This window comes from Bacillus nitratireducens, from assembly GCF_036320425.1.
Lineage (GTDB): Bacteria > Bacillota > Bacilli > Bacillales > Bacillaceae_G > Bacillus_A > Bacillus_A nitratireducens.
This window is the reverse complement of the sequence record NZ_JAUMJO010000010.1, coordinates 56,264-79,061: the sequence shown is the minus strand read 5'-3', so window position 1 is coordinate 79,061 and position 22,798 is coordinate 56,264. Positions and strand designations below refer to the sequence as shown.

Genomic DNA, 22,798 nt, shown 5'->3' with positions numbered 1-22,798 from the left:
ATTTCTGTAAAATTATCTTTCTTTTCCCTCTGTTTGATTGGCTTGGAACTCCATTTTTAACGCAATACTATCCCCTTGGAACACGTTTTGATCTGTGCCGTTGTCTTCAAATACAAACTTTATCCAAAACCAATCCATTTTCCCAGGTTTTAATCCCCCTGTTTCAGTCCACTTAGAATGAAATACTTTTTTGGAGGCAATCTCTGGGCTTTGTGATTTTAGTTCTGCAAGAGTTGTCTCGTATACAGGGCTTTTCGCAGGATCCCAATCCAAAAGAAATTGTACTTTAATATGTTTACCGAAATCTTCTGTAGTATTATTTTGTTTTAAGTCGTTTACAGTATAGTCTATTTTCATCATGATATCTTTAATATCTAATGTACCACTATTTTTTAAATTTAATTTCTTTAATATTTTGTCCCCAGGTTTTAAATTTTCTAAGTTAAGTGAAGTAGTTGGTTGCATAGCTAAATCCAATGTACCTGCAGCAAATGTATTATTTGTTACAACTTGATCGCTAAAATATGCATATGTTCCCCCACCAATTAAAGACATACCAAGAGCGGCTGAAACCACTCCAACACCTAATTTCTTTTTCAATGACATTTTTTGTTCCTCCCATATCATTTTTACAATTTTTCTCCCTAATTAACTAAAACGCTCCCCTTAATACAGGTATAGCATCAATTGTAAGAATTTTGTATTGAAATAAGAATATTACTTATTGAGAAAATTATGTTGTTATTTGTTTTCTATAAATTAAACGTACCAAAAATAGAAAGTTTGAATCCGGAATTTTCTTATTATATAGCGCTGCGGCCTTTTCATGTTTCGAAGCCACGTGTAATAACAGTCGATAAGAATCCGGCTTATTCTATAGCAATTGAGTAGTTGAAAAAAGAAAAAGGCATACCTGATAGTAAGCAACTTAGACAACATAAGTACTTGAATAATATAGTAGATGGACTTGTAACATAAAATACGATTTCGTTAGGAATATATATGTTTTATTCTCTTTTACGTTGTTTTTGCACCAGGACCAAAATACAAAGGGCGCAAGAAGAGCTACGTAACGTCAAGAGGAAATAAAGAAAGCGTAGCTATATAGAAAAAAGCGGTATGGAACAAATGAAACTTGTATCATGTCTATATATTGAAACCATATTAAAAGTGAGGGCAGTTTTATGTTTATTCAAATAAGTTTGAGGTGTGGAAATGGGACAGAAGTTTATTGGAAAATGTAATCATGACGAGCTCGACTATGTTATTAAAGACTATTGGCAAGATGTATGGAATTATTCATTTATTATTACAAAAGATCCACACTTATCAGATGATATCACACAAGATGTCTTTATAAAGGTTTTTAAACATTGGCATTCGTTTCGAAAGGATTCATCTATTAAAACGTGGATATTAAAAATCACAAGAAATACAGCAATAAACTATTTGAAATCCGCTTATTTTAAAAAGATATCTTTAGTGGGATTTTTTAGTGACGACAAGCAGTCTTCTTCGGCAGAACAAGAGTTTTTTAAGCAAGAGGAACTAAATGAAGTGTGGGATGTTGTATTAAAACTACCTAAAAAACACCGTGAAATACTAATATTGGACGCGAAATATGAATTATCTTATGAAGAAATGGCTGAAACATTAGGTGTATCAATAGGAACAGTCAAATCTAGATTAAGTCGAGCGAGAAGTAAAGTTTCAAAACTAATGGGGGAGGGTAGAAGTGATGAACAGTAAAAAAAATCCTGACTGGTATAATAAATTGAAAAACGGCCCAATGGAGCATCGGAAATATGAAGAAGAATTTATTTATAAAATAAAGCAATCGGTATATCAAAATAGTGAAGTAGATTCTGTAACATACAAGAGACCATTTCGTAAAAAAGCATTACCTATTGTAGTTGTTTTGGTTTGTACAATGTTATTTTTTATTGTACAACAACCTTGGCTTGATGATAATAAATCACCGGTACAAAGTAGTACTCAAATTAAGCCGAAAACAAAAGATGAATCTGCTCAAGATCCATCATTGAAACAATTTATGAATGATTTATATCAAAGTACAACTTCAAAAAATGAAAATGATTTGTATAGAGCGTTAAATGATGAAGTTCTATTTAAAGGGAAGAGTTATAAGAGAGATGAATTGAAGTTTGATGAAGATATTTTTCATGAGTTGCAAGTCGCTCTTACAATGGGGGGAGAATTTGCAAATGATACAAAGAAAGTATATAAAGTACCAAGTGGAATGACAGAAAGTAACCAATCAAAGCAAGCGCATTTTATATATGTAACTGTTACTGGAAATAAAACGAAAATTTTAGCTGAACCAAAACGAGAATCACAAATTTTATATGAAGTATCTAATGAAATGGTAAAAGCTTGGATTCCAGAAAAAGTGCAGAAGGATGGATATATAAAAATATCGACATTTAACGGTAATACTGGGTATGTACAAAAAGAGTATGTTTTAACGGATATTAAATATTCATTTGTGTTCGAAAAGGATCATGAAGGTATGTGGAAAATAATAAATATAGATTCTATATGGTAAAAGAGGAAGGTTCACTTTAATGAACCTTCCTCTTTGTTTTTATTTTCTTATTGAAGTGTATGCCAGAACTCTAAAACTTCTGCTGTAACGAGAGCAGCGATGTTTTTTTCTGAATTACTACCAGGAATAACGACAGAAATTGCGATTTGTGGATTTTCGGTAGGAGCATATGAAATGAAAAGAGAATGATTTATCATTCTTTCTTGCTCATTCGGAGAACCTGTACTACCCGTTTTACCTGCGACATGAAAGGGTAAATTTTTAATCTCCTCTATATGTTGACTCATTCCACCTTGCACGACACTCCAAAATTCCATAGGATAACGATTTGAACTTTCTAAAATTGGTTTAAACTTTTTTGTTTCCATACCGTCCTGACCAATAATAGCACTTACAATTTGAGGTTTATATTTATCACCTTTACTTGCCAAAGTTGCTGCATATTGAGCGAGTTGAAGAGGGGTATGCACTTCATTTCCTCCCGAAGAGGCATTTAATAGAGCGGAGATTCCCTTTTCAAACTTATTAGATGGATGGAATTCATATTGTCCGTCTTCTTCAAAGGGTAAATCAATCCCGGTTTTAGAACGTAGGCCGAATTGCATTAAATAATCTGTCCATATTTGTGCCACTTTTTCTATATTCCCATTATTTTGGTTGAATAAGGGCAGAGCTACTTTTGCTGTCATAAAGGTGTTAGATGAATTAATGATAGCCTGCCTCGGTGTAATCTCACCTGTTGGCGTTCCAGGTGCATTCGTAATGTTATTTTGATTATCATACTGAAAAGTACCCTTATCTAAATAAGTATCTTCGGGTTGAAAAAGCTTTTCGTTTAATCCAATTAAAATAGTAAGAGGCTTTATAGTAGAGGCCATATTCACATAAGATTCACCATACTTTAATTTTTGAACTGCCTTATTTTGCGAAAGTGATTTAAAGTTTTTATTTTTAGATGATACATGTGTATTTAATGCATTTGGATTAAATACTGCCGAGTTGGCCATAGTTAAAATTGCGCCAGTTTTTACATCGGTTATTACAACATAACCAGCTTTAACATCAGGTAATTTCTTAATTTGAGATCTTAATGCTTCCTCTGTTTTTTGCTGCAATTTCGAGTCTAAAGCTAGCCGGATATCTTTTCCTTTTTGTACTTTTTGAATATTCCATAAGAACTTTTTATTATTCATTTTAAAAATCAGAGTTTTTCCGGATTTTCCTTTTAAATCATTCTCATATTGCAGCTCAATCCCACTTTTCCCAACAGGTCCATACTTAGAATTAAGGTCATTTTCTACATACCCAATTAGCTGTGAACCAATTTCGTGTTTAGGATAATATCGAATCCATTCATCTTTAATTAGTACATTATTGGGTTTGTTTTTGTTTATGAATGTAAGTTCACTCTCATTTATGTCAGAGTATAACGGTATATCATTCATAGTCTGATTTTTACAAGATTGTTGTAATTGTGAATTTATGTCCTCTGCAGAAATGTCATGTTGAAATTCTTTTGAAAATTGATTGAAAAAAGCTAATGTGTTTGATGTATCATGATCCGATAGCCTTTCATCATTAGAAGTGCAATATAAAGACTTAACTTTCTTATTTGTAGCTAGTATTACACCATTTTGATCAAATATTTTTCCTCTTTCAGCTGAAGAAGTTGCGATAGTAATTGAAATAAAGTTGATTTTTAATAAAATTAGTAAAATCAAACCTACAATAGAAAGAACCGCAAAAAATCTCCATCTCTTTGTATGTAACATATAACCCTCCCTTATGTAGTCTAATTCATCTTATAGTTAATTATTTTTTTTGTAAATGTGGAACACTTTTATTATTTAGGTTATCTATTAAGTATTACAGCATGAAGAAAGGAATAATTAGTATGAAAAGTTACTAGCAAGTCTATTTATAAGTTTAATATGAGTTATTATACAGTTTAGCTTTTCTAATGTAAGCAACAAAAAAATAGAGAGAAAAACAAGAAAGGAGATTATCAATTACTCTGCTGTACCCTATGCCCATCAAGCTAATATTTTGAGGAACCCCCAAAACAAAAAAAATATTTCTTGACAGTTATTTATGTAAATTCAGCCCGTATTTTTGAAGATTATCGTTTTCTTTAACGGCATGACGACTTTATCTTATTCAGCCTTGTTTAAAATTACTTCCCTAACGAATAAATTCTACATCTTTTGCGAGCCTTTGAAGAATCTGAAGTCATAAATGATGGTGTAATTCCTGAGAGAATAGTTGAAGCTGTTTTGCTAGTGAAATATCGATAAAAACACCATCCTTTTCATTGACTCTACTAAAGGGGAAGTGTAAATGTTCTTTAGGAAATATATACTTAAGTAAATTAGCACGTATATTCTATTTGGTAGTTATAGAAAAGCAAAAATAAAGATAAATTCTATATTAAAAGAAGGATTTTATTTATTACGTTGAATCAACTATAGTATTAGGTGACATGGGACAGTAGGAACCCATGTTGGCGTCATTTGCTAAATGTAATTCCTTTTGCAGCGCAGTGCCCCCTTATACAAGTGGGCTTTTTTGTTGTAAACACATAATATATATGGAGGCATAAGAGAGATGACGGATGAGTATAAACAATTAATTTCGTATGTAGATAAAATAAAAGAACTTAATTATAGTACAGCTTCCGCATTAATAGTTATTCATAATGATAAAATTCTAGTAAACCATTATAACGGAAGGCATTCAAATGTTGTTTCATCATCTCAAAGAGAACTTGTAGTAATTACTACAAGTTCTCTTTGTTTTTCTGATAAAACCGAAAGTAAACTTTTATCTAGTAGTTTACTTTCATACTATTGATTTTTATACGTGTTTGGTAAAAAAAACAATGAGTTGCAAAAAATACTATACCGAAATCTAGTTCGGTATAGTATTTTGCATATAAAAGATCCCACTTTGCTATATCCCCCAAAAAAGAGTCATTGCTCCGAGAATTATAAACTGTATTTTCAGAAACATTACGAGCGTGTAAGAAAAATGTAAGGTAATTCAATATGAGAAAAATAATCTAACTACTACAATGAATAACAGATACATTCATGAGAAAATCTGTGTTGGGATATTAAGTTGTTTTAGTTCTTAAAGCATTCGACCAATTAGGGCAAATAACAAATAGGGAAATGTCTGTGATTCAAAGCTCGATTGTTGTATTAGTAATCTATATTTGCATGCAAATTATTTACTTCATTACTATTAGAGATCACTATATAAAATGCATATGTACAAAATTATATTCATAAAAACAGAGGTGTAAAATGAACATTATTTTCAGTCTAATCGCTAGTTATGCGATTCCTATGATACTACTCACATTTTTGTTACTACTTGTATTTGTTTTTAGTTATTTTGTAGTATACAAAAAGATATGTAAAAGAGAAAAAAAACTTACTGTAAAACAAATTATATTGTTTGTTTTAATAGCGGGATATTATTCCCTTGCATTATCAGCTACTTCATTTGGTCGTTCAGATGATATGGCCTTTGCAAGAACAATTGACTTTGATGTACTTAGTGTTTATAAAAAAGCATGGAATACATTTTCATTTACTTCCTTCTTCCATATCTTTGTGAATATAGGTATGCTTTTTCCGTTAGGAATTTTATTCCCTTTATTTAGTAAGGTTTTTCAAAAAACAAAATGGATGTTAATCATCTCAATTATAGCAAGTTTATTGATTGAAATTCTTGAATTTACACTGCAACGAGGAAGTATGGAACTAGCAGATTTACTTCATAATACTTTAGGTATGATGCTAGGATATTCTGTGTTAAACATAGTTCTTATATTTTTGAAAAAAAATGAAACAGATACAAAAATAATCAAATATTTATACCTTCCCATTACAGTAAGTTTCGTCGCAATCGGAATAATGATTTCCTATCAAATGAAGGAATTTGGAAATATGCCTATTGATCCCATTACAAAAACTGATATGTCTCAAGTTGCTATAAAAACATCAATAGAGTTAAAAGACGAAGGGAAAAAAATGCCTGTTTACAAATATTACGGTACAAAAAAATCACATGTTCGAGATGTTGAAATTCTTTCTCCAAAGGAAGCATTTCAAAAACTGAAACAAGGAGACTTCGATCCTATAGGATCTTTCAAAGCAGGTGATACATTATCCATTACAAAATATAGTATAGATTACTACACTGATACAAAAGGTTTCTCTCAGCCTATATATGTTTTTGAAGTACACTTAAATGGTAAAGATAGTTGGCTTCAACCTATTTCCGCAAAGAAATAAAGTAAATTTGGTTCTGTTGCAAAGTTTTTTAAGAAATATTATGAAAAGGCTACTAGTACTGGCTGTGATTCATGATACATCGAAAAGGCGGAGTCTGTTTGAAGACTTCGCCTTTATCTGTATAGTGCGTGCAAGGGTACGGAAATGATTTAGGGGATAAGGGGCATCATCTATAAAATCTCATTTTTATTGTGTGAATTTGGAGGGGATTTCTCATATGAAAGCAGTAAAAATAAAAGTAAAAGATCTTAGTAAAGGATACACAGGAAATGTTTCACACATGGCACTTTCAAATTTTAATTTAACAATAATAGAGGGAGAATTTGTTGCGGTTATGGGTCCTTCGGATAGTGGGAAAACAACGTTATGGAATATGATATCTACTATTGACTCGCCAACATCAGGTAGTGTATTCATTCATAATAAAAATCCATATCAACTTTCGGTAAATGATTTGGCCTTATTTCGCAGACAGGAATTAGGGTTCGTTTTTCAATCTTTTAACCTACTGCATACATTAACAGTAAGAGAGAATATGGTTCTTCCGCTTGTATTAGATGGCATGAATGTGAAAAGAATAAATAAACGAGTAGAATCTGTTTCGGAAAAATTAGGTATTAACGAAATTTTAAATAAACGAACATATGAAATATCAGGAGGACAAGCGCAGGAAACAGCGATTGCCCGAGCACTCATTCACTCTCCTAAATTGGTTCTTGCAGATGAGCCGACAGGAAACCTAGATTCTAAAGCCTCTCAAGACGTAATGGAGATATTAACACAATTAAATAAAGAAGAAAAGGCAACAATGATGTTAGTAACTCACAATCCAGTTGCTGCAAGTTTCTGTAACCGCATTATTTTTATTAAAGATGGACAGTTATACAATGAAGTTTGCTACAATGATGATCGCCCATTATTTTATAAAAATATTATGGAGAGTCTTTCTATGTTAGGGGGGGATAAACATGACTTTTCGACAGCTCGCATTCAATAATGTTTTAAGGAATCAACGAATATATCTTGGTCATTTTTTTAGTAGTACATTTGCGGTATTGATTTTTTTCACTTATGGACTACTTATCTTTCATCCGAACCTACAAGGCGAACTGACTCATGTAAGTACCATCATGAGTACATTTGGGAGAATAGGATTTCACCTATCTTATTACTTAATCTTTGTCTTTTCTTTCTTATTTATTTTCTATTCTGTTAGTGCATTTTTAAAAAATAGAAAAAAAGAGTTTGGATTATTAATGTTACATGGAATGTCTCATCAACAGCTTCATCGATTAATTTTTTTCGAAAATATGTTGATTGGAATCCCTTCTATAGTAGTAGGCATCGGACTTGGGATGGTTTTTTCTAAATTATTTTTACTAGTTAGTGGGTCTTTATTAGGAGTAGAGCAAACACTAGCATTTTACTTTCCATTAAAGGCAATGCTAGTAACAGCAATGTCCTTTTTTGTTTTATTTCTACTCATTTCATTGTTTACATCAAAAATGGTGAAAATGAATGAGCTTGTAGAACTCATAAAATCAGAGGAAAAACCAAAACCAGAGCCAAAAGTCTCTGGTTGGATATCTCTGTTGGTACTTATTTTATTTGGGGCAGGTTACTCCAGCGTTCACTACAGTATCGTCGCGGTGTATTACATGGATTTAGATCAATTATTACTACTTGTAGGAGTGGGCGTCTTATTAATTGTATTTGGAACCTATTTTTTCTTTACTCAATTGTGTGTCTATGTGTTATATACTTTAAAAAATAAAGAAGCTACATTCTTTAAAAGAACCAATCTCCTTGTTATTTCAGAATTGATGTATCGAATGAAGGATAATGCGAGAACGTTCTTTATCGTTACAATTATATCTGCCGTTTCTTTTACAGCAATTGGAGTTTGTACAGCTATTGGAAATCCAGAATTAGCAAAACATGAGACCCCATATGCATTTACGTATCGATCGGATAAGGGGAATATACAAGAAAAAGCCCATATTGAAGAGATAAAGAAGCAATTAAAAGAATATGGATTTTCTTATAAACTTGTTGCAACAGAATTTAAAAGGACACTAAACGGATTGGCGTTAATTAATCTATCTACGTATAATCAATATGCAAAACAATTAGGGTATGAAATAGAGAAATTAACAAATGAAAATGATAGCATTGCAATACGACTAAATAAGAACGAGAAAAGTGCGGAGGATATAAAAACTTTTGAAATAATACATGGTCAAATAGAGGTTCAACTTTCTGTACAAAAAACAATTTATATCCCAGAATTATCTTTAATCGAAAAGCCTGTTATTGTCTCTGATGCTGTTTATAATAAGGTCCAAAATGCTCAACAAGAAAACGTACTTCGAGATTACACCATATACGGTTTTATCGTTAAAAATTGGTCTGAAACGAATGCAGTTTCTACTAAACTTATGAAGATTATTGGTAAGAATCAAGATGATTATTATATGTTTTCATCTTTGTATTTAAGATGGCTTGAATTGAAACAACAAAACGGATTACTTTCTATCTCAAGTGTAATGGTGGGGATTGTATTTTTCGTATTTACGCTAAGCTTTTTATATTTCCGTCTATTTACTGATTTAGAACGGGATCAAGAGCAATATCAAATGATTTCAAAATTAGGTTTAAGCCAAAGTGAGTTAAAGCAAATCGTGACAAGACAAATGATGCTACTATTTTTCTTACCGATTGTAGTGGCTATGGTTCACAGCAGTTTTGCATTTCTTACTCTGCATCAATTAGGACAAACAGTAAGTAGGGAAATGTCCGTTATTCAAAGCTCAATTATTGTATTAGTAAGCTTTATTTGTATGCAAATTATTTATTTCCTTATTATTAGAATCCACTATATAAAACGCATATGTATAAAAACATATTTATAAAAAAATAATCTAAAAATTGAAGGTGCAGGCTCAGTCACTAAATATGATTGCGTCTGCACCTTCAGTATGTTGAAAAATATATCAAGACTAATCTGTGTTTGTTCTAAATTCTCTTGCCACTGTTGACTCAATCATTTGTGAGTGGATCTAAAAAGAAGGAATGGTTGCCGTACCCCCCTACATTCAGAATGTAATATGTATTATGAATTTTTAAAATGAAATCCCATATTTTTCACTTTTGCATTCGGAATTTCATTCCAGATGTAAAATTCTAATCATAATAACAAGACGTCTCCAAAGTAAACTTTTATGTAAAGGTTTACTTTGGAACGGCTTAAGAAAAAGGCTATGTTAAAGGAAAAGGTTGATTTATCGTAAAGTGGTATGATGACTCCTGCCCTACCTCTAATAAATTATCTGAATTCATTTTACAAATATATGCAACAGAACATATATTCGTGTTATAATTTGATTGAGTAGTTTAACCATATAAATTTGATAAACAGTAAAGAAGATTTTAATCATAAAATAAGATTTTTGAAGAATGTTCTTTTGAAGTACGGTATGACTAATGATTCAACTCTTGCTATAAAGTTACAAATTAATCATAAACAATAAGTTTCCTGTACGAAATTTCATATATTTTATAACGTTTCTTCGAACTAATTGTATATAAATTTTATATCTTTTAAGTTGAATTTCAAATTTACAATAAAGTAGAATTACATTTCTCTAAAAAGAATTTATTATGATTCGAATCGAAAGTTAGTTGACAAATATTAAATTCTGGTTTAAATTTTGAAGTAATTCAATAATCTTTGTTAGGTGAGGCTCCTGTATAGAGAAACGCTGCTGCCCAAAAATGTCGAGAGACGCCAATGGGTCAACAGGAACGGTCGGATTAAGGCCCTTTTTAATGTAGCTGGTTATAAAAACCTATGCTATACAGTGCTAAAACTCAACGAGGGAGTGGTATACGATTTGATAGAAAGGCACCTCTGGGATTTTTGCAGAGCTGTCTTAATAATCATTTATTTGTATTGTAAAAAACCTTTACTCCTTTTTGAGTAAAGGTTTTTTTGTTTAATGTTATTTATTTTTATCTTGTCTATATTCAAAAAGGAGGTAGTTCTAAATAATAAATTGATTGCAATGTAACTATTAATGCTCTAATAAAAATTTTAGACAGATAAAATAGCACAAAACCACTCATGAAACTCTAGAGTCTCCCTTAGCAATATAAGGAGGAGTTAACATGAAGAAATTATTAAATGAATTACTTGTAACCCAAAATAATTTGGATGCAGAGAAAGTTTTACGTCATCCGTCGTATGATGTTGCGCAAGAAGTAAAACGGTTTTCAATTGAAGATCAAGTCATATTACTAGATAAGATTCCTGTATTAAAAAGCTCAAAAATCCTTCAACATTTGAGTACAGAAGAAAAATATAATATCTTAATTCACTTATCTGAAAACAAAGCTAAAAAGTTACTAGATTTACAACCGATTGATGAAACAGTAGATCTACTTCTAGCGGTTCATCCGGAAAAACAAGCTAAATTAATGGCGTATTTAAATAAAATTACAAAACATAATGTAAAAAAATTAATGGCTTTCAAACCTGAAACGGCAGGAAGTCTTGTCACAAGTGATTTTGTTGCAGTTAGAGGGAATTGGTCAGTAAAAATGACATTGAAGTACATTAGGGAGCATTCAGAAAATGTAGAATCAATATCTTATATCTATGTTCTTGATAGTCATGGTTATCTTAGGGGAATCGTTTCCATACATGAGTTATTACTAGCAGCAGATGAAGAGATATTATCTACTATCATGATTCAAGAGGTAATTTCAGTACACGCTGAAGTTGATCAGCAAGAAGTTGTAAAAAAGCTACTGAATTATAATTTAGCAGCATTACCCGTAACAACAGCGAAAAATGAAATGATTGGTATTATAACATTTGATGACGTAATGAATGTTATGGAAGCAGAAGCTACAGAAGATATCCAAAAGTTAGGCGGAAGTGAACCGTTAAATCAATCTTACTTTGAATCTAGTATTTGGAGCATTTTCTTCAAACGTCTACCATGGTTATTGCTTCTTTTTGTTGCTGAAGCATATACAGGTACAGTACTAAAGTATTTTGAAGACGAAATTGAAACAGTAGTTGCCTTAGCTTTCTTTGTACCGTTATTAGTAGGTACTGGAGGAAATACAGGAACACAGGTTGTAGCAACAATTACTCGTGCAATCGGTATTGGAGAGGTGAAATTTAAAGACATTTTCCGTGTAATAAAAAAGGAATTTGCAATTGGCATGCTTCTCGGACTTGCACTTGGGGTAGCTGGGCTCACTCGTGCTTATATGTTAGGAGTTGGAACAGAAGTTGCACAAGTTGTAGCAATCACTTTATTATTTATTGTTATTTGGGCTTCTCTTGTCGCAGCTATTTTACCTTTGATACTAAGAAAATTAAAATTAGATCCTGCAGTCGTATCTGGTCCATTTATTACAACATTTGTTGACGGAACAGGATTAGTAATTTATTTCATGGTTGCAAAAACGTTATTAAATTTGTAAATATACACTGAAATAAATACGAAATGTAGAATAAGTATTTTGCTTTGCTTGCAAAGACATAGTGGGGAACTCGGGAATGAGGGAAACAAACACTTTTGTCTTTAGGAAAATAATATCTTAAAGGATTCATTGAATGTAATTAATGCCGGAGGAAAAACCTATGAAACATCTAAGAAAAATCTTCAAACGAATTTTGCTTCTTTTTTCTATTTTCATGCTTATTGGCATAGGAATATTATTTGGTACTAACTATGGCCGAGATCTTCGTGTAACAATTGCTGGAAGTATACTAACTTCTCAGCATCCACAATATGCGAAATATACATTCCTATCCCAAAAGGAACTAGATAAACTGCAAGATAGAATTAATCATCCAAAATGGTCAAATAGTGATGAGGCTATTTATAAAAAAATAGCAGGAAAAAGATTAGAAGAATTAAAAAATCAGCCATTAAAAATTGATGTAGAAACGATTAAAAGTAACAAAGATAGTCGCTTTCTTTTCGAAGGAAAATTAATCACTATTAGTAACCCTTTCAATGTTAAACTTGTTAGCCATCAAGGGACACAGGGTGATCAAAGAGGAGAAAAAATTAGCGTAATGGCAAAACGTAATAATGCACTTGTTGCTGTGAATGCAAGTGGGTTTGCTGATGAAACAGGAAGGGGAGGAGGAAATGTTGCAACTGGAATAGTAATAGAAAATGGGGAAGCTATTGATACAAATATGGATAGAAATACCCCTACAATTATTACAGGTTTAACAAAGTTTGGACAAATGATAACTGGAAATTATTCTACCCAACAACTCTTAGATAAACAAGTCGTTTCCGCAGCAGGATTTATGCCACAGTTAATTGTAAATGGAGAAAAAATGATCACAGAAGGAGACGGCGGTTGGGGTTCTGCTCCGCGAAGTATTATGGCCCAAAAAGAGGACGGCACATTAATGTTTCTTGTGATAGACGGTAGGCAGACACATAGCATAGGAGCTACGTTAAAAGAGTGTCAAGATATTCTATATGAAAAAGGAGCAATAAATGCAATGGCTATGGATGGAGGGTCTTCTGCTACACTATATTTAGGAGGGAAGGTTATCAATTCACCTTCTACATTATCCCATGAAGATCGTTATTTACCGAATGCTTGGGTAGTAACAGCAAATCCGAAACAAAAAATAAAAATGACAATAGATGGGGAAAAAGTAAATCCCGAAACCTTCTATAAATTTGATACAAATATTACTTCACATTAAGTAGAAATCAAAGGCGAAAGTAATATGAAATGTTTTTATATACCGATTAACGTATAATTTAAATTATGTATTTTTTACATAATAAAATTATATTTAAAGTGGAATATATATAACTAAGGAAAAGGTTTATATTAGGGAAAAGAATAAGAGTTCAGCAATGCAAAATTGCTAAACTCTTATTCTTTATTTTTTCCTATTCGTCCTAAACTATCTTTAATAGTTGTTTCTCCAAGTTGAGTGTATAACAAAGCCGTATCTTGACTGGTATGCCCAAGTTGCTGCATCACTTGTAACGAGTCTTTTTCTTCCATATATAATTTATTTGCTAATGTATGTCTTAATTTATGAGGAGACATTCTTTTTCCGTATGCCCTAGTATATTTTTCTACTATATCTTGGATAGCCCTAACTGAAAGCGGCTGTGCAGTATGTTTATATTTCGATAAGAACACATTTTTTAGTTCTTTTCCTGGAGCGTATTTGTTATCTCTACTTTCCATATATTTTTCTAAATCATTCAATGCAATGGGAGTAATCCATACTGAATCTTCTTTATTTCCTTTACGGATCACGTCAATTAGTCTTTCCTTTAAGTTTATATCTTCCATACGAAGATCGGCTAATTCACTTACACGTATACCGCTACCAAGAAAGAGGGAGAGAATAGCTACATCCCGGTCTTTATCCCTTAGGAAATAGAACAACTGATGTTTTGTTAAAGATTTTTCATGTTCGTACTTAACGTAATTCATAAATTCTTGATCGTCATCATTATGGAATATTTTAGATCTCATACGTTTTGCACGGGCATTTAATGTTTCTTTATCTTTATGTATTTCAATTTTAGCCATTACATTTCTATAAAAATAGCATTCTCCATCTTCATTCTCTGATAGGGCGGTAAGGTACTTAAATAAAGACTTTAAGGCCGAAATTTTTCTGTTAACAGAGGAATTCTGCATGTTTTGTTGTAATTTTAGAAACCTCATAAAGTTCTCAACATCTTTTTTCTTTAAATTCTCTAAATCAGAGAAGGATATGTCTTTGATGGACTTTAATTCAATAATTTGTTCGGATAATAGCCAATTAAAGAAGACCCTAAAATCGTATACATAATTCAGTAGGGTGGAGGGAGAGGCATCATGCAATTCTTTGTACTCCACAAATTCTTCTATGTAAAAGGGCATTTCATTTAGATTCTCGTATAATTTTTTACGATGTACGGATTTTTGACGTTGCTTGCTGTAATCCATAAAAATCACCTCATATATACTATAACAGAAAAAGAATACGAACACAAGTTCGCGTTAAATTCAATTTTTACACAGACTTATTTACATAATTAAATTATGAGGTACTAAAATGCACTCGAAATTAAAAAGTAATAGTCATTCTAATAAGAATTATAGATAACCAATTAATAAATTTTTATTAAACTATAAAACTAGTACAAAAATTAAATGTGAAAGTATGTAAAATAAAACAATTTTCATAATAAATTCATATAAAAAATCAGTATATAAAAACAGTTTAAAAGTTGTTACCAAATATGAATTGGTTAATTTAATCATAATTATGAGGAGTTAATTAGATCAAAATAAGAAAAGCTCCTATAAATTAAAATGTAATTTACCCTAAAAAGTTTCATTGAGTAATTCAGTATTTAATGATTTCTATATAAAATATGAATTATATAGATACATACCAATATACTAAGATTCATGCAATTGAGCTCGAAATCCCTAGATGCTTTATTAGCTTTTTATATAACTCTATTATTGTTCGTAAAATCGGTATTTCGTGCGAAGTTTAATGTATTTGCTTTTCACCTCTTCGTATTAACTTTTATACTCATCTAACAAAATACATCATTCACTTTTCTTTGCATCTGAATATCTTTTAGTTTCAGATTCATTCAACTATACATATTAATATTGATTACATGCTTGATTAAAAGACATAAAGACATATCAAGTGTACAAATACACTTTAATACAAAATAGTTAACTTTAATTGTTTAACACTAAATAGATTGTATTTTTCACAAAAATTGATTGTTTATGATGTCGAAATAAAGTGTTTCCTTTAGCACTTTTATATTGTACTTGGTTTAGCTGAGCATTCCGCTAAATGTGATTTTAATATATATTTTAAAATATAGATTTTAAAATATAACTTCTAATTTTTTCTCCCGTCTCAATAATACAAGTATTCTTTTCTATTTGAGATTCATTCAAATTCTAAAGCTGTATTGGTTTATTTGCTAGTGCTATATCTACTATTTGTTCTGGACTAAGATCTTTTTCATTCCAATATATTAGATCACTTACTTCTGGATGTGGGCCATTTCTTTCTAGAGCTTCTAACATTTCATCAAGCTCTTCTTCGGTTCCCTCGCATTCTATAATTTTGCCTACCAGGATAATCAGTTCTTCTCTTGTTATCTCTTTAAACATACCTTTCACTCCTTATATTATTAATTTGAATCTCTTGTTTAAAGTGCATTCTTCGAGAAGTTATTACTATAATATCTAAATCGTAAAAGTCACCTTACCTTTGGTTTACACCCCTATAGCTTTCCAATATTCTCAATACATGTATTAGATTATCATGCTCGCAGTTTTTATGTTTGTGGCTGACTTATAGTAAAAAGGGTCTGTATATGATGATTAATCACAAACAGACCCTTTTCATATTTAATCATTTGCAAATTCTGTTCATATCAATTTCATAGCCAGAGCTTTTTTATTCTCGTACTAACCTCGTTTACCACTCATCGTAATTATCCATTGTTATGTAGACAATATCAGATATATTATTTGGTTTTTCGACTGTATCTTTGACAAGTGCTGCCACGTTTTCTCTTTCGATTTTCCCAACTAAATATCCATGCTCAAATACAGCATTTTGTCTATTTTATTACTTTACTAAAGCCCTATTTCTTTTCACATCACTATCGATAAAAGTATACTATACTTGTAACGACACTATCTATGATTTCGAATACTTACTCATACGTGCTATCCTTATTAGCTGAGAATCTTTCACGCGATATTTTAACAATATGTGTACTTATGGTTAAAATATCTTTATTACACTAGGTTTTTTATAGTGCATTACTCAGTACTTCTAACTTCTATTACTATACAGTTTAATCTCTCATTTCTATTTTCAGTGATTCATATATTCTTCTAAAGTTAGGTTTTCTTTATATATATTTTCAGCAATATCTCCTACGTAGCGTACATGCCAAGGCTCATAAGCATATCCAGTAATATTCTCCTTACCTTTTGGGTAACGAATGATAAATCCTGCACGATGTGCGTTATCTTTTAGCCATTTTCCTTCCTTCGTATTTGCAAAGGATAGCTCTAGTTCATTGTTCGCGCTTTTAGATGAAACATCCATTGTTAACCCTGTTTGATGTTCGCTATGCCCTGGCTTTGCAGAGAAGCGATCCGTATGCTCTTGCCCATTCTTTTTAACATTGCTGGCATACAAGCCTTTTTGATACTCATAGGAACGAAATCCTGAAACAGCATTCAACTGGATACCATCTTGCTTAGCTAAAAAGAATAGTTTTTCTAACGCTTCCGCTGCCTCTTTACGAAGGTGACTCTTTTCTACGGTTCCACTAAATGAGAATGGTACATTTGGGACAACTAAATCCTCTGGCCTATAGTTTTCGGGTAAACCATATTCCTTATTTACTACAGCCTGTATACTAGCAAAAGAGCTTGCTATCTTATTTGAAGTCCCATTTTGCTTACTATTTTTTTCTTTATTTATAGAGTTTTCACTTGTTTCATGGTTTGTCTTAAATGGTTCTTTACCTATAGATATATTGGTGTAAACTATAAAGATACCTAACATTACTACTATACAAGTTAAGGTTCCTACTAATTTAAGTCTCATCATTCATTTCCTTCCTACAGCGCCTACTGTTACTCATTCATCATACTTCAACCATGTCAAATCCATATTAATTCCCTGTGAACTTTTCTTCATAACGTATTTCTTAATAGATTGATAGTATATCTTCCCGTACTTTTGACATCCTTAAAATATCAGTTCTATTCATCCATGTAGAAATATAATCTAAAAATTCGTATAATAAGATAAGAAGTGTAGCATTCTATTATAGAAAGGTCTTGGTATAATGTTAGGTATTGATGTAAAAAAAACAAAAGAACAGTTAATAATTTCATGGCAATTGGCGGAGGTTACAATCCCATTACGTGATGTGCTTGAGGTTACCGAAGATGCTACCTATGCGGGAGTTGAAGAACCAACTGCAATCCGTATTGGAACAGCATATGGGACAACTGACCGAATATTAATTAAAACTGTAAAACAAAATTATGTATTATTTACTACAAACAAAGTGTCGATTTTAAAAGCTATTCTGGCTTAAATATGATCATATAAATAGATTCAAACAAAGTACGAATTAAACAAAGGAGAGAAGTCATAGAATAGACTTCTCTCCTTTATTTAATTGAAATGAATATTATAATCCATACTCATTTCAGTATAGCTTTTACAACATAAGAACGTCTTACTTTTTTGATTCTGATATTACTAATCAATTTAAGACCAAACCCACACATCATTATTATTTTGAGTGCTATTGTTTACCTCATGCACTTTTTCGATGTGATCAACTGTGTTGTAATTAATAGAAATGCCGCCCCAGCCTACATACTTCATATCAATTTTCACTTTCTCACCTGTTTTAAATACTTGTCCCTTTGTTAAGAACACGTCAATAACGTCTTTCTCCCCATTTTGTGATGGATACGCAACTACGACATATTTAGTAGCACTGTCTTCCATCGTACCTAATTCTGATACTTCACCAATTACATAATCAGGTGAGCCATCTTCTTTCAAATGCATACCTAATTTATTTGTCGTATTCTCAACCTCTGTTGCAACCATATACTCCGTAAAATTACGCATCATAGAACCAGTCGCTTTTACTTCATCTCCTACTTTCACATTCGAAAGATTTTCTATATACACGCTTACAGGTTCTTCGTATTGTTTAGATTTCACAACCATCACACCATTATCTACTTCTACTACGCGTCCTTCTAACGTCGAGAAATTCGTTTCAACAGAAGCTGCACTCGCTTTTGTTGCTTCTAATCCTGGTAGATTTGTTCCTGATAATGCTGCGAACCCTAAAGCACCTGCTAAGATTAATTTTTTCATACCCATTCTATAACATCTCCATTCATGATAATTGTATTTATTTGATTGGTACCAACCAACCTGTAACCATTATAGTTACAGGTTGTGTGAAATTGCAACCATTTTAGACATGCAATCTTGCATATCATTATCCTAGAATATAAAAATGTGAGCTCGCGGGCTTTAATTTTAATTAATTTATTTTAATTAATTTATTTTAATTAATTTATTTTAATTAATTTATTTTAATTAATTTATTTTAATAATAAATTGTGGGAGCCTTTCTACATTTGAAATTATCAAGACCAATCTTTAAAAAAGTTAATGAATTAAAGGACATAATATATTAGTCATATATAATATGCCCTTTGTAACTCTTTTCGTACAGCTAAATCTATTCTTTCAGGAATAGAAGCGATGCATATCATTAAAAAAGGCCAACTTATTTTACGGGACAAGTCTGTCCAAAATGAAGTGAAGTTTATTCATCAACTATTCGGAATGGCTGCATAAGAATAGATTCCATTAGGAATCTATATACCTCTTTCAAATAAATACAATCTTTGCACCAGAACCCCCTTAACAGCATTACATGAACCAACTCTACTCTTTCTTTTATAATATATTAAAAATCTGCACTACATAGAGGATGTTAGTTTCTACTAAATTATTTACTATTTAAATCATAAATGGTAACAGCTTTTAAAGCCGGAAAATAATTAAAACAGCAATTAAATAATAGATACACAACAAAAAAGGATCTGCTACTTACTGCAGATCCTTTTTTGAATCGGTGTACATTTGTTAACTCTTACAAGCGTTTAATGTGTTACATTTTTTACGTGCTTTAATTTCAGCCGGCTGAGCACCAAGCCACTAAGTTGGAAATGCAGTCCCCTCAGTGACGCCACCATCACATTTCAAGTTGGCTATTGTAAGAGCTAATAAGTGGTGCGTAGTTCACTGGTTTAACAAATAAATAATAGATTTGCAAAATCCAACTCAATTTAAGTCGGCTTTTCCTCTAGCATTATAAGCAAGATCCACCACTTGCATCGATTAACTCACCAGTTATCCAACGACTGTCTGATGATGAAAGAAAACCTACAATATCAGCTATATCATTAGGTTCTCCCCACCTATTAAAGGTCGATAAACCTGCAGCATATTTTTGTCCATCTTGATTCCCCAATGTCTCAGCATTCATTTCTGTATTAATTATGCCTGGGAGAATTGCATTTACTGTAATACCACGGGAACCAAGTTGTTGTGCTAAAGTATGAGTGAGTGTATTAATTGCCCCCTTAGATATACTGTAGGCAAAAACACTTGGGGAGGCTACCCGTGTAACAAATGACGAAATATTGATAATCCGTCCTCCATCTTTTAAACGTGGCAAAGCCTTTTGAATAATGAAAAATTGAGCCTTCACATTAATATTCATAACCTCATCAAAAGACTCCTCTGTAGATTCCTCTAACGTTAAAATCTGCCCAATTCCAGCGTTCTTTACAAGTATATCAAATGTAGTATTACCTATATGTTTTTGAAGAGATTGATCCAACATTGAATACAAGTAATTTATACCATTAAAAGTACTTAAGTCTGCACTGATTGCAAATGCAGAACCGCCATCTTGTTTAATTTTATGCACTACTCTTTCTGCTTCTTCTTTTCTTTTACTATAGTGAACTACGACTAACGCACCAGCTTGAGCCAAATGTAAGGCAATGCTTCGCCCTATTCCCCTACTAGCACCTGTTACTAATGCAACTTTCCCCTTCAATTTATTCATCTCATCATCCCCTTGTTTAAAATTCTACTTAGTTATATCACAAGATACCCTTTGAAATGTTGCTCTCTAATTTGATATCCATAAAACAAAAAGGCCGACCCATAAGTATAAGAGTCGGCCTTTTCACTTCACATATACATTGGCTTTACATACAGGTTCCCTAACTGTTATGTACCTTGTATCAAGTATAATGGTGTATTACCCAAATAATTAGCAATTCTTTCTTCCGGCCACGTAAGTCGATTACTGTCAATATGAGAAAGCACGACATGTTTAAATTCAAAAATGCTTGAATTTAATTTAGAAGATCATTTTTCTGGTGATAAAATAAAATGAGATAAGAAAACTTCACCTACAGGTAAAGCCTAAATAAACTAAAGTTAATTCATATATTTTGCTTAGAATTCCATCATTACCTACCTTTGAACATTTCGTTGAGGCTTCTATGACTCCATTCAATGATATTCCAGCAGTACCTGTATTTTTCACCTTTAATTTTTGGTTTCTCAGCCATGATTGTACTTAGAAAAACTCTAAAAACTAGTTGAAAATCTTTTAGAATCTAACTTTCTTATAATTCTATTTGCTATATCTTCAATATTTTCATTTAGAAAGAAATGATTACCTTTAAAAGAGTGAAAAGTACACGTTTTACTTGTGTATTGCTCCCATTTTATTACTTGATTATATGTAGTAAATTCATCATTTTCCCCATTAAATATAAGAAAATCAATATCACATGCTTGCATATTATTGTCATGAATATATGTCTCAACAATTTTAAAATCTGCTCTTAGAATTGGGAGGAAAATTCCCATTAATTCTTCTGATTGAAGTACCCCGGACGGTGTACCTCCCATTGCAATAACTTCTCTTTTAAATTGTTCGTTAGGAAGATTATGTCGGATATTTTTCATTTTACTATTTGGGTGGTTTCTACCGGACAAAACAAGAAATTCAGGCAATACGTTTTTAGAATCTTGTATTTTTCTGGCTACTTCATAGGCAATCAAACTTCCCATGCTATGCCCATATAGAATATAGGGCGAATGCTCTATCTGCTTAACTATACTAGTGTAGACATCATTTACGGCCTCTTCCATACTTTGGCACAAGCTTTCTTCAATTCTATACCCTCTACCAGCTAACTCTATTGGAACTACTTCAATATATGGATTAAAGTAATTTTTCCATTTTGCGTAACTAAACGCAGATCCCCCAGCATGTGGAAAACAAAAAAGTTTAGTCTTCTGCATTGATTTTCTCCTTACTTTAAAATTTGTTTATATTTTGGCAAATCGTATAAATATCTTTAATTATTATATCCTGTGGAAATTCTTCCCTTGTTGCACAAGCAGATATCTTATAATTCGCCTCAATGCTATATTGTCTAAAGTAAAAGTCTTTAGGTATATTCTTATATGAGATTAAAGTTCGTGACTCTTTTTTTATAGAAAATGAATTTAACGGGATATAAAGCCCTTTTCCAATCGTTTTTATATAGCTTTCTTTTAATGTCCATATATCATAAAAATAATTAATTTGTTCATCAGAATTCATACTAGATATATCATAAAATTCTTCATCTGAAAAAAACTCATTTGCTAATTTAAGAGCCTCTATTTCTGAAACTTTCTCTATATCAATCCCTACATTAGAATTAGCAGTGCCACAAACCACCCATTCTCCTGAATGTGAAATATTAAAATGAAAGTCAGAAAAATTTTCAACAAAAGGTTTTCCATACTCATTATATATAAATCTAATTTCTTCATTACTAATTTTATAATTTTGGCAGACTAGAGATCGGATTAACAAATCTCCTATTAAAGTCCTATTAATATCACATAAATTTAATAAACGCTTCATTCGTTCTCTCTTCTCATTTGAAATCAAGTTACTAAATTGATTAAACAAATGATTTCCAATATTCTTTGGTATTTTCGCAGCATGAATTTGTATGATAAATCACTTCCTTTTTAAAAGGATGGCTTCCTATGTATACGTTATAGAAATTCAATTTCATTTTCTAACTTGCATCTATTCAAGTGCAAATATAATAGAAAAGGTGCATATTAACATATCAATGAAAATATACACCTTTCCTCAGCAATATCATCAAAGCATTCGCTTCTGGTACAAAAACTTCAGATAATTTACAGCATACTATGAACAGCTCATATATGTTT

General features: G+C 31.6%; 18 protein-coding genes, 3 pseudogenes and 1 riboswitch. Of the genes and pseudogenes, 11 read left to right on the top strand and 10 right to left on the bottom strand.

Translation table 11 applies throughout. The annotated features are described in order from the left end of the window. Positions 1 to 12: 12 nt before the first annotated feature. Positions 13 to 606, bottom strand: a complete 594-nt coding sequence (locus Q3V31_RS26700; RefSeq protein WP_097872358.1) for a TasA family protein — start codon at positions 604 to 606, stop codon at positions 13 to 15. Between the two features lie 204 nt (positions 607 to 810). On the opposite strand from Q3V31_RS26700, the pseudogene Q3V31_RS26695 reads away from it, so the two are divergent. The 3 genes and pseudogenes from Q3V31_RS26695 to Q3V31_RS26685 form a co-directional block, all read left to right on the top strand. Then, positions 811 to 963, top strand: a pseudogene (locus tag Q3V31_RS26695) (IS6 family transposase); the annotation flags it as partial. Between the two features lie 252 nt (positions 964 to 1,215). Then, positions 1,216 to 1,749: an RNA polymerase sigma factor gene (locus Q3V31_RS26690; protein ID WP_000529863.1), complete on the top strand. Its 534-nt coding sequence runs from the start codon at positions 1,216 to 1,218 to the stop codon at positions 1,747 to 1,749. Further along, the gene (locus Q3V31_RS26685) at positions 1,739 to 2,566 is read left to right on the top strand and encodes an SH3 domain-containing protein (protein WP_329767521.1); all 828 of its coding nucleotides are present in this window, start codon (positions 1,739 to 1,741) and stop codon (positions 2,564 to 2,566) included. Before Q3V31_RS26690 ends, Q3V31_RS26685 begins: the two co-directional genes overlap by 11 nt. A 47-nt stretch (positions 2,567 to 2,613) precedes the next feature. Here Q3V31_RS26685 and Q3V31_RS26680 read toward each other — a convergent pair whose 3' ends face one another. Beyond that, positions 2,614 to 4,338 (bottom strand): peptidoglycan D,D-transpeptidase FtsI family protein, encoded by a 1,725-nt coding sequence (locus Q3V31_RS26680; protein ID WP_097872357.1) that lies wholly within the window; start codon positions 4,336 to 4,338, stop codon positions 2,614 to 2,616. Positions 4,339 to 5,170: 832 nt separating this feature from the next. Between Q3V31_RS26680 and Q3V31_RS26675 the strand changes: the two genes are divergently transcribed. The 6 genes from Q3V31_RS26675 to Q3V31_RS26650 all read left to right on the top strand — a co-directional run bounded on the left by Q3V31_RS26675 (position 5,171) and on the right by Q3V31_RS26650 (position 13,618). Then, entirely contained in the window at positions 5,171 to 5,416 is a 246-nt protein-coding gene (locus tag Q3V31_RS26675) for a hypothetical protein (RefSeq protein WP_097872356.1), read from the top strand. A 455-nt stretch (positions 5,417 to 5,871) separates the two neighbouring features. Continuing rightward, positions 5,872 to 6,867 carry a VanZ family protein gene (locus Q3V31_RS26670; protein WP_088010121.1) on the top strand — a complete coding sequence of 332 codons (996 nt, stop codon included), beginning with the start codon at positions 5,872 to 5,874 and terminating at the stop codon, positions 6,865 to 6,867. A 217-nt stretch (positions 6,868 to 7,084) separates the two neighbouring features. After that, positions 7,085 to 7,864, top strand: coding sequence for an ABC transporter ATP-binding protein (locus Q3V31_RS26665; protein ID WP_097872355.1), 780 nt, complete (start codon positions 7,085 to 7,087; stop codon positions 7,862 to 7,864). Then, positions 7,836 to 9,779: an FtsX-like permease family protein gene (locus Q3V31_RS26660; RefSeq protein ID WP_097872354.1), complete on the top strand. Its 1,944-nt coding sequence runs from the start codon at positions 7,836 to 7,838 to the stop codon at positions 9,777 to 9,779. The genes Q3V31_RS26665 and Q3V31_RS26660 overlap by 29 nt, the downstream gene beginning before the upstream one ends. A gap of 810 nt (positions 9,780 to 10,589) precedes the next feature. After that, positions 10,590 to 10,757: riboswitch (M-box (ykoK) riboswitch) on the top strand. A 277-nt stretch (positions 10,758 to 11,034) separates the two neighbouring features. Continuing rightward, the gene (gene mgtE, locus Q3V31_RS26655) at positions 11,035 to 12,363 is read left to right on the top strand and encodes a magnesium transporter (RefSeq protein WP_097872353.1); all 1,329 of its coding nucleotides are present in this window, start codon (positions 11,035 to 11,037) and stop codon (positions 12,361 to 12,363) included. A gap of 160 nt (positions 12,364 to 12,523) precedes the next feature. After that, on the top strand, positions 12,524 to 13,618 hold the full coding sequence (locus tag Q3V31_RS26650) for a phosphodiester glycosidase family protein (RefSeq protein WP_000681820.1): 1,095 nt from the start codon (positions 12,524 to 12,526) through the stop codon (positions 13,616 to 13,618). A gap of 176 nt (positions 13,619 to 13,794) precedes the next feature. Here the strand turns inward: Q3V31_RS26650 and xerS are convergent, their stop codons facing one another. From xerS to Q3V31_RS26630, 4 genes and pseudogenes are all read right to left on the bottom strand, one after another. After that, positions 13,795 to 14,871, bottom strand: a complete 1,077-nt coding sequence (xerS, locus tag Q3V31_RS26645) for a tyrosine recombinase XerS (RefSeq protein ID WP_000386616.1) — start codon at positions 14,869 to 14,871, stop codon at positions 13,795 to 13,797. A gap of 987 nt (positions 14,872 to 15,858) precedes the next feature. Further along, positions 15,859 to 16,074 (bottom strand): bacteriocin immunity protein, encoded by a 216-nt coding sequence (locus Q3V31_RS26640; RefSeq protein WP_090814188.1) that lies wholly within the window; start codon positions 16,072 to 16,074, stop codon positions 15,859 to 15,861. A 310-nt stretch (positions 16,075 to 16,384) separates the two neighbouring features. Next, positions 16,385 to 16,519, bottom strand: a pseudogene (locus tag Q3V31_RS26635) (TIR domain-containing protein); the annotation flags it as partial. A gap of 270 nt (positions 16,520 to 16,789) precedes the next feature. Beyond that, a complete protein-coding gene (locus tag Q3V31_RS26630) occupies positions 16,790 to 17,533 on the bottom strand; it encodes a M15 family metallopeptidase (RefSeq protein ID WP_090814240.1) in 744 nt (247 codons plus the stop codon). 244 nt (positions 17,534 to 17,777) lie between these two features. Here Q3V31_RS26630 and Q3V31_RS26625 point away from each other — a divergent pair, with 244 nt between their 5' ends. Continuing rightward, positions 17,778 to 18,032 (top strand): SunI/YnzG family protein, encoded by a 255-nt coding sequence (locus Q3V31_RS26625; RefSeq protein WP_090814186.1) that lies wholly within the window; start codon positions 17,778 to 17,780, stop codon positions 18,030 to 18,032. Between the two features lie 176 nt (positions 18,033 to 18,208). On the opposite strand, the gene Q3V31_RS26620 is transcribed toward Q3V31_RS26625, so the two are convergent. Then, entirely contained in the window at positions 18,209 to 18,841 is a 633-nt protein-coding gene (locus tag Q3V31_RS26620) for an ATP F0F1 synthase subunit alpha (RefSeq protein ID WP_090814185.1), read from the bottom strand. Between the two features lie 348 nt (positions 18,842 to 19,189). On the opposite strand from Q3V31_RS26620, the pseudogene Q3V31_RS26615 reads away from it, so the two are divergent. Continuing rightward, a pseudogene (locus Q3V31_RS26615) lies at positions 19,190 to 19,327 on the top strand (IS6 family transposase); the annotation flags it as partial. A 517-nt stretch (positions 19,328 to 19,844) separates the two neighbouring features. Here Q3V31_RS26615 and Q3V31_RS26610 read toward each other — a convergent pair. The 3 genes from Q3V31_RS26610 to Q3V31_RS26600 form a co-directional block, all read right to left on the bottom strand. Continuing rightward, positions 19,845 to 20,609, bottom strand: a complete 765-nt coding sequence (locus tag Q3V31_RS26610; RefSeq protein ID WP_329767520.1) for an SDR family oxidoreductase — start codon at positions 20,607 to 20,609, stop codon at positions 19,845 to 19,847. 533 nt (positions 20,610 to 21,142) lie between these two features. Next, a complete protein-coding gene (locus tag Q3V31_RS26605) occupies positions 21,143 to 21,865 on the bottom strand; it encodes a thioesterase II family protein (RefSeq protein ID WP_090814183.1) in 723 nt (240 codons plus the stop codon). Between the two features lie 16 nt (positions 21,866 to 21,881). After that, complete coding sequence (locus Q3V31_RS26600; RefSeq protein WP_090814182.1) at positions 21,882 to 22,565, bottom strand: 4'-phosphopantetheinyl transferase family protein; 684 nt, start codon at positions 22,563 to 22,565, stop codon at positions 21,882 to 21,884. Between the last annotated feature and the right edge of the window lie 233 nt (positions 22,566 to 22,798).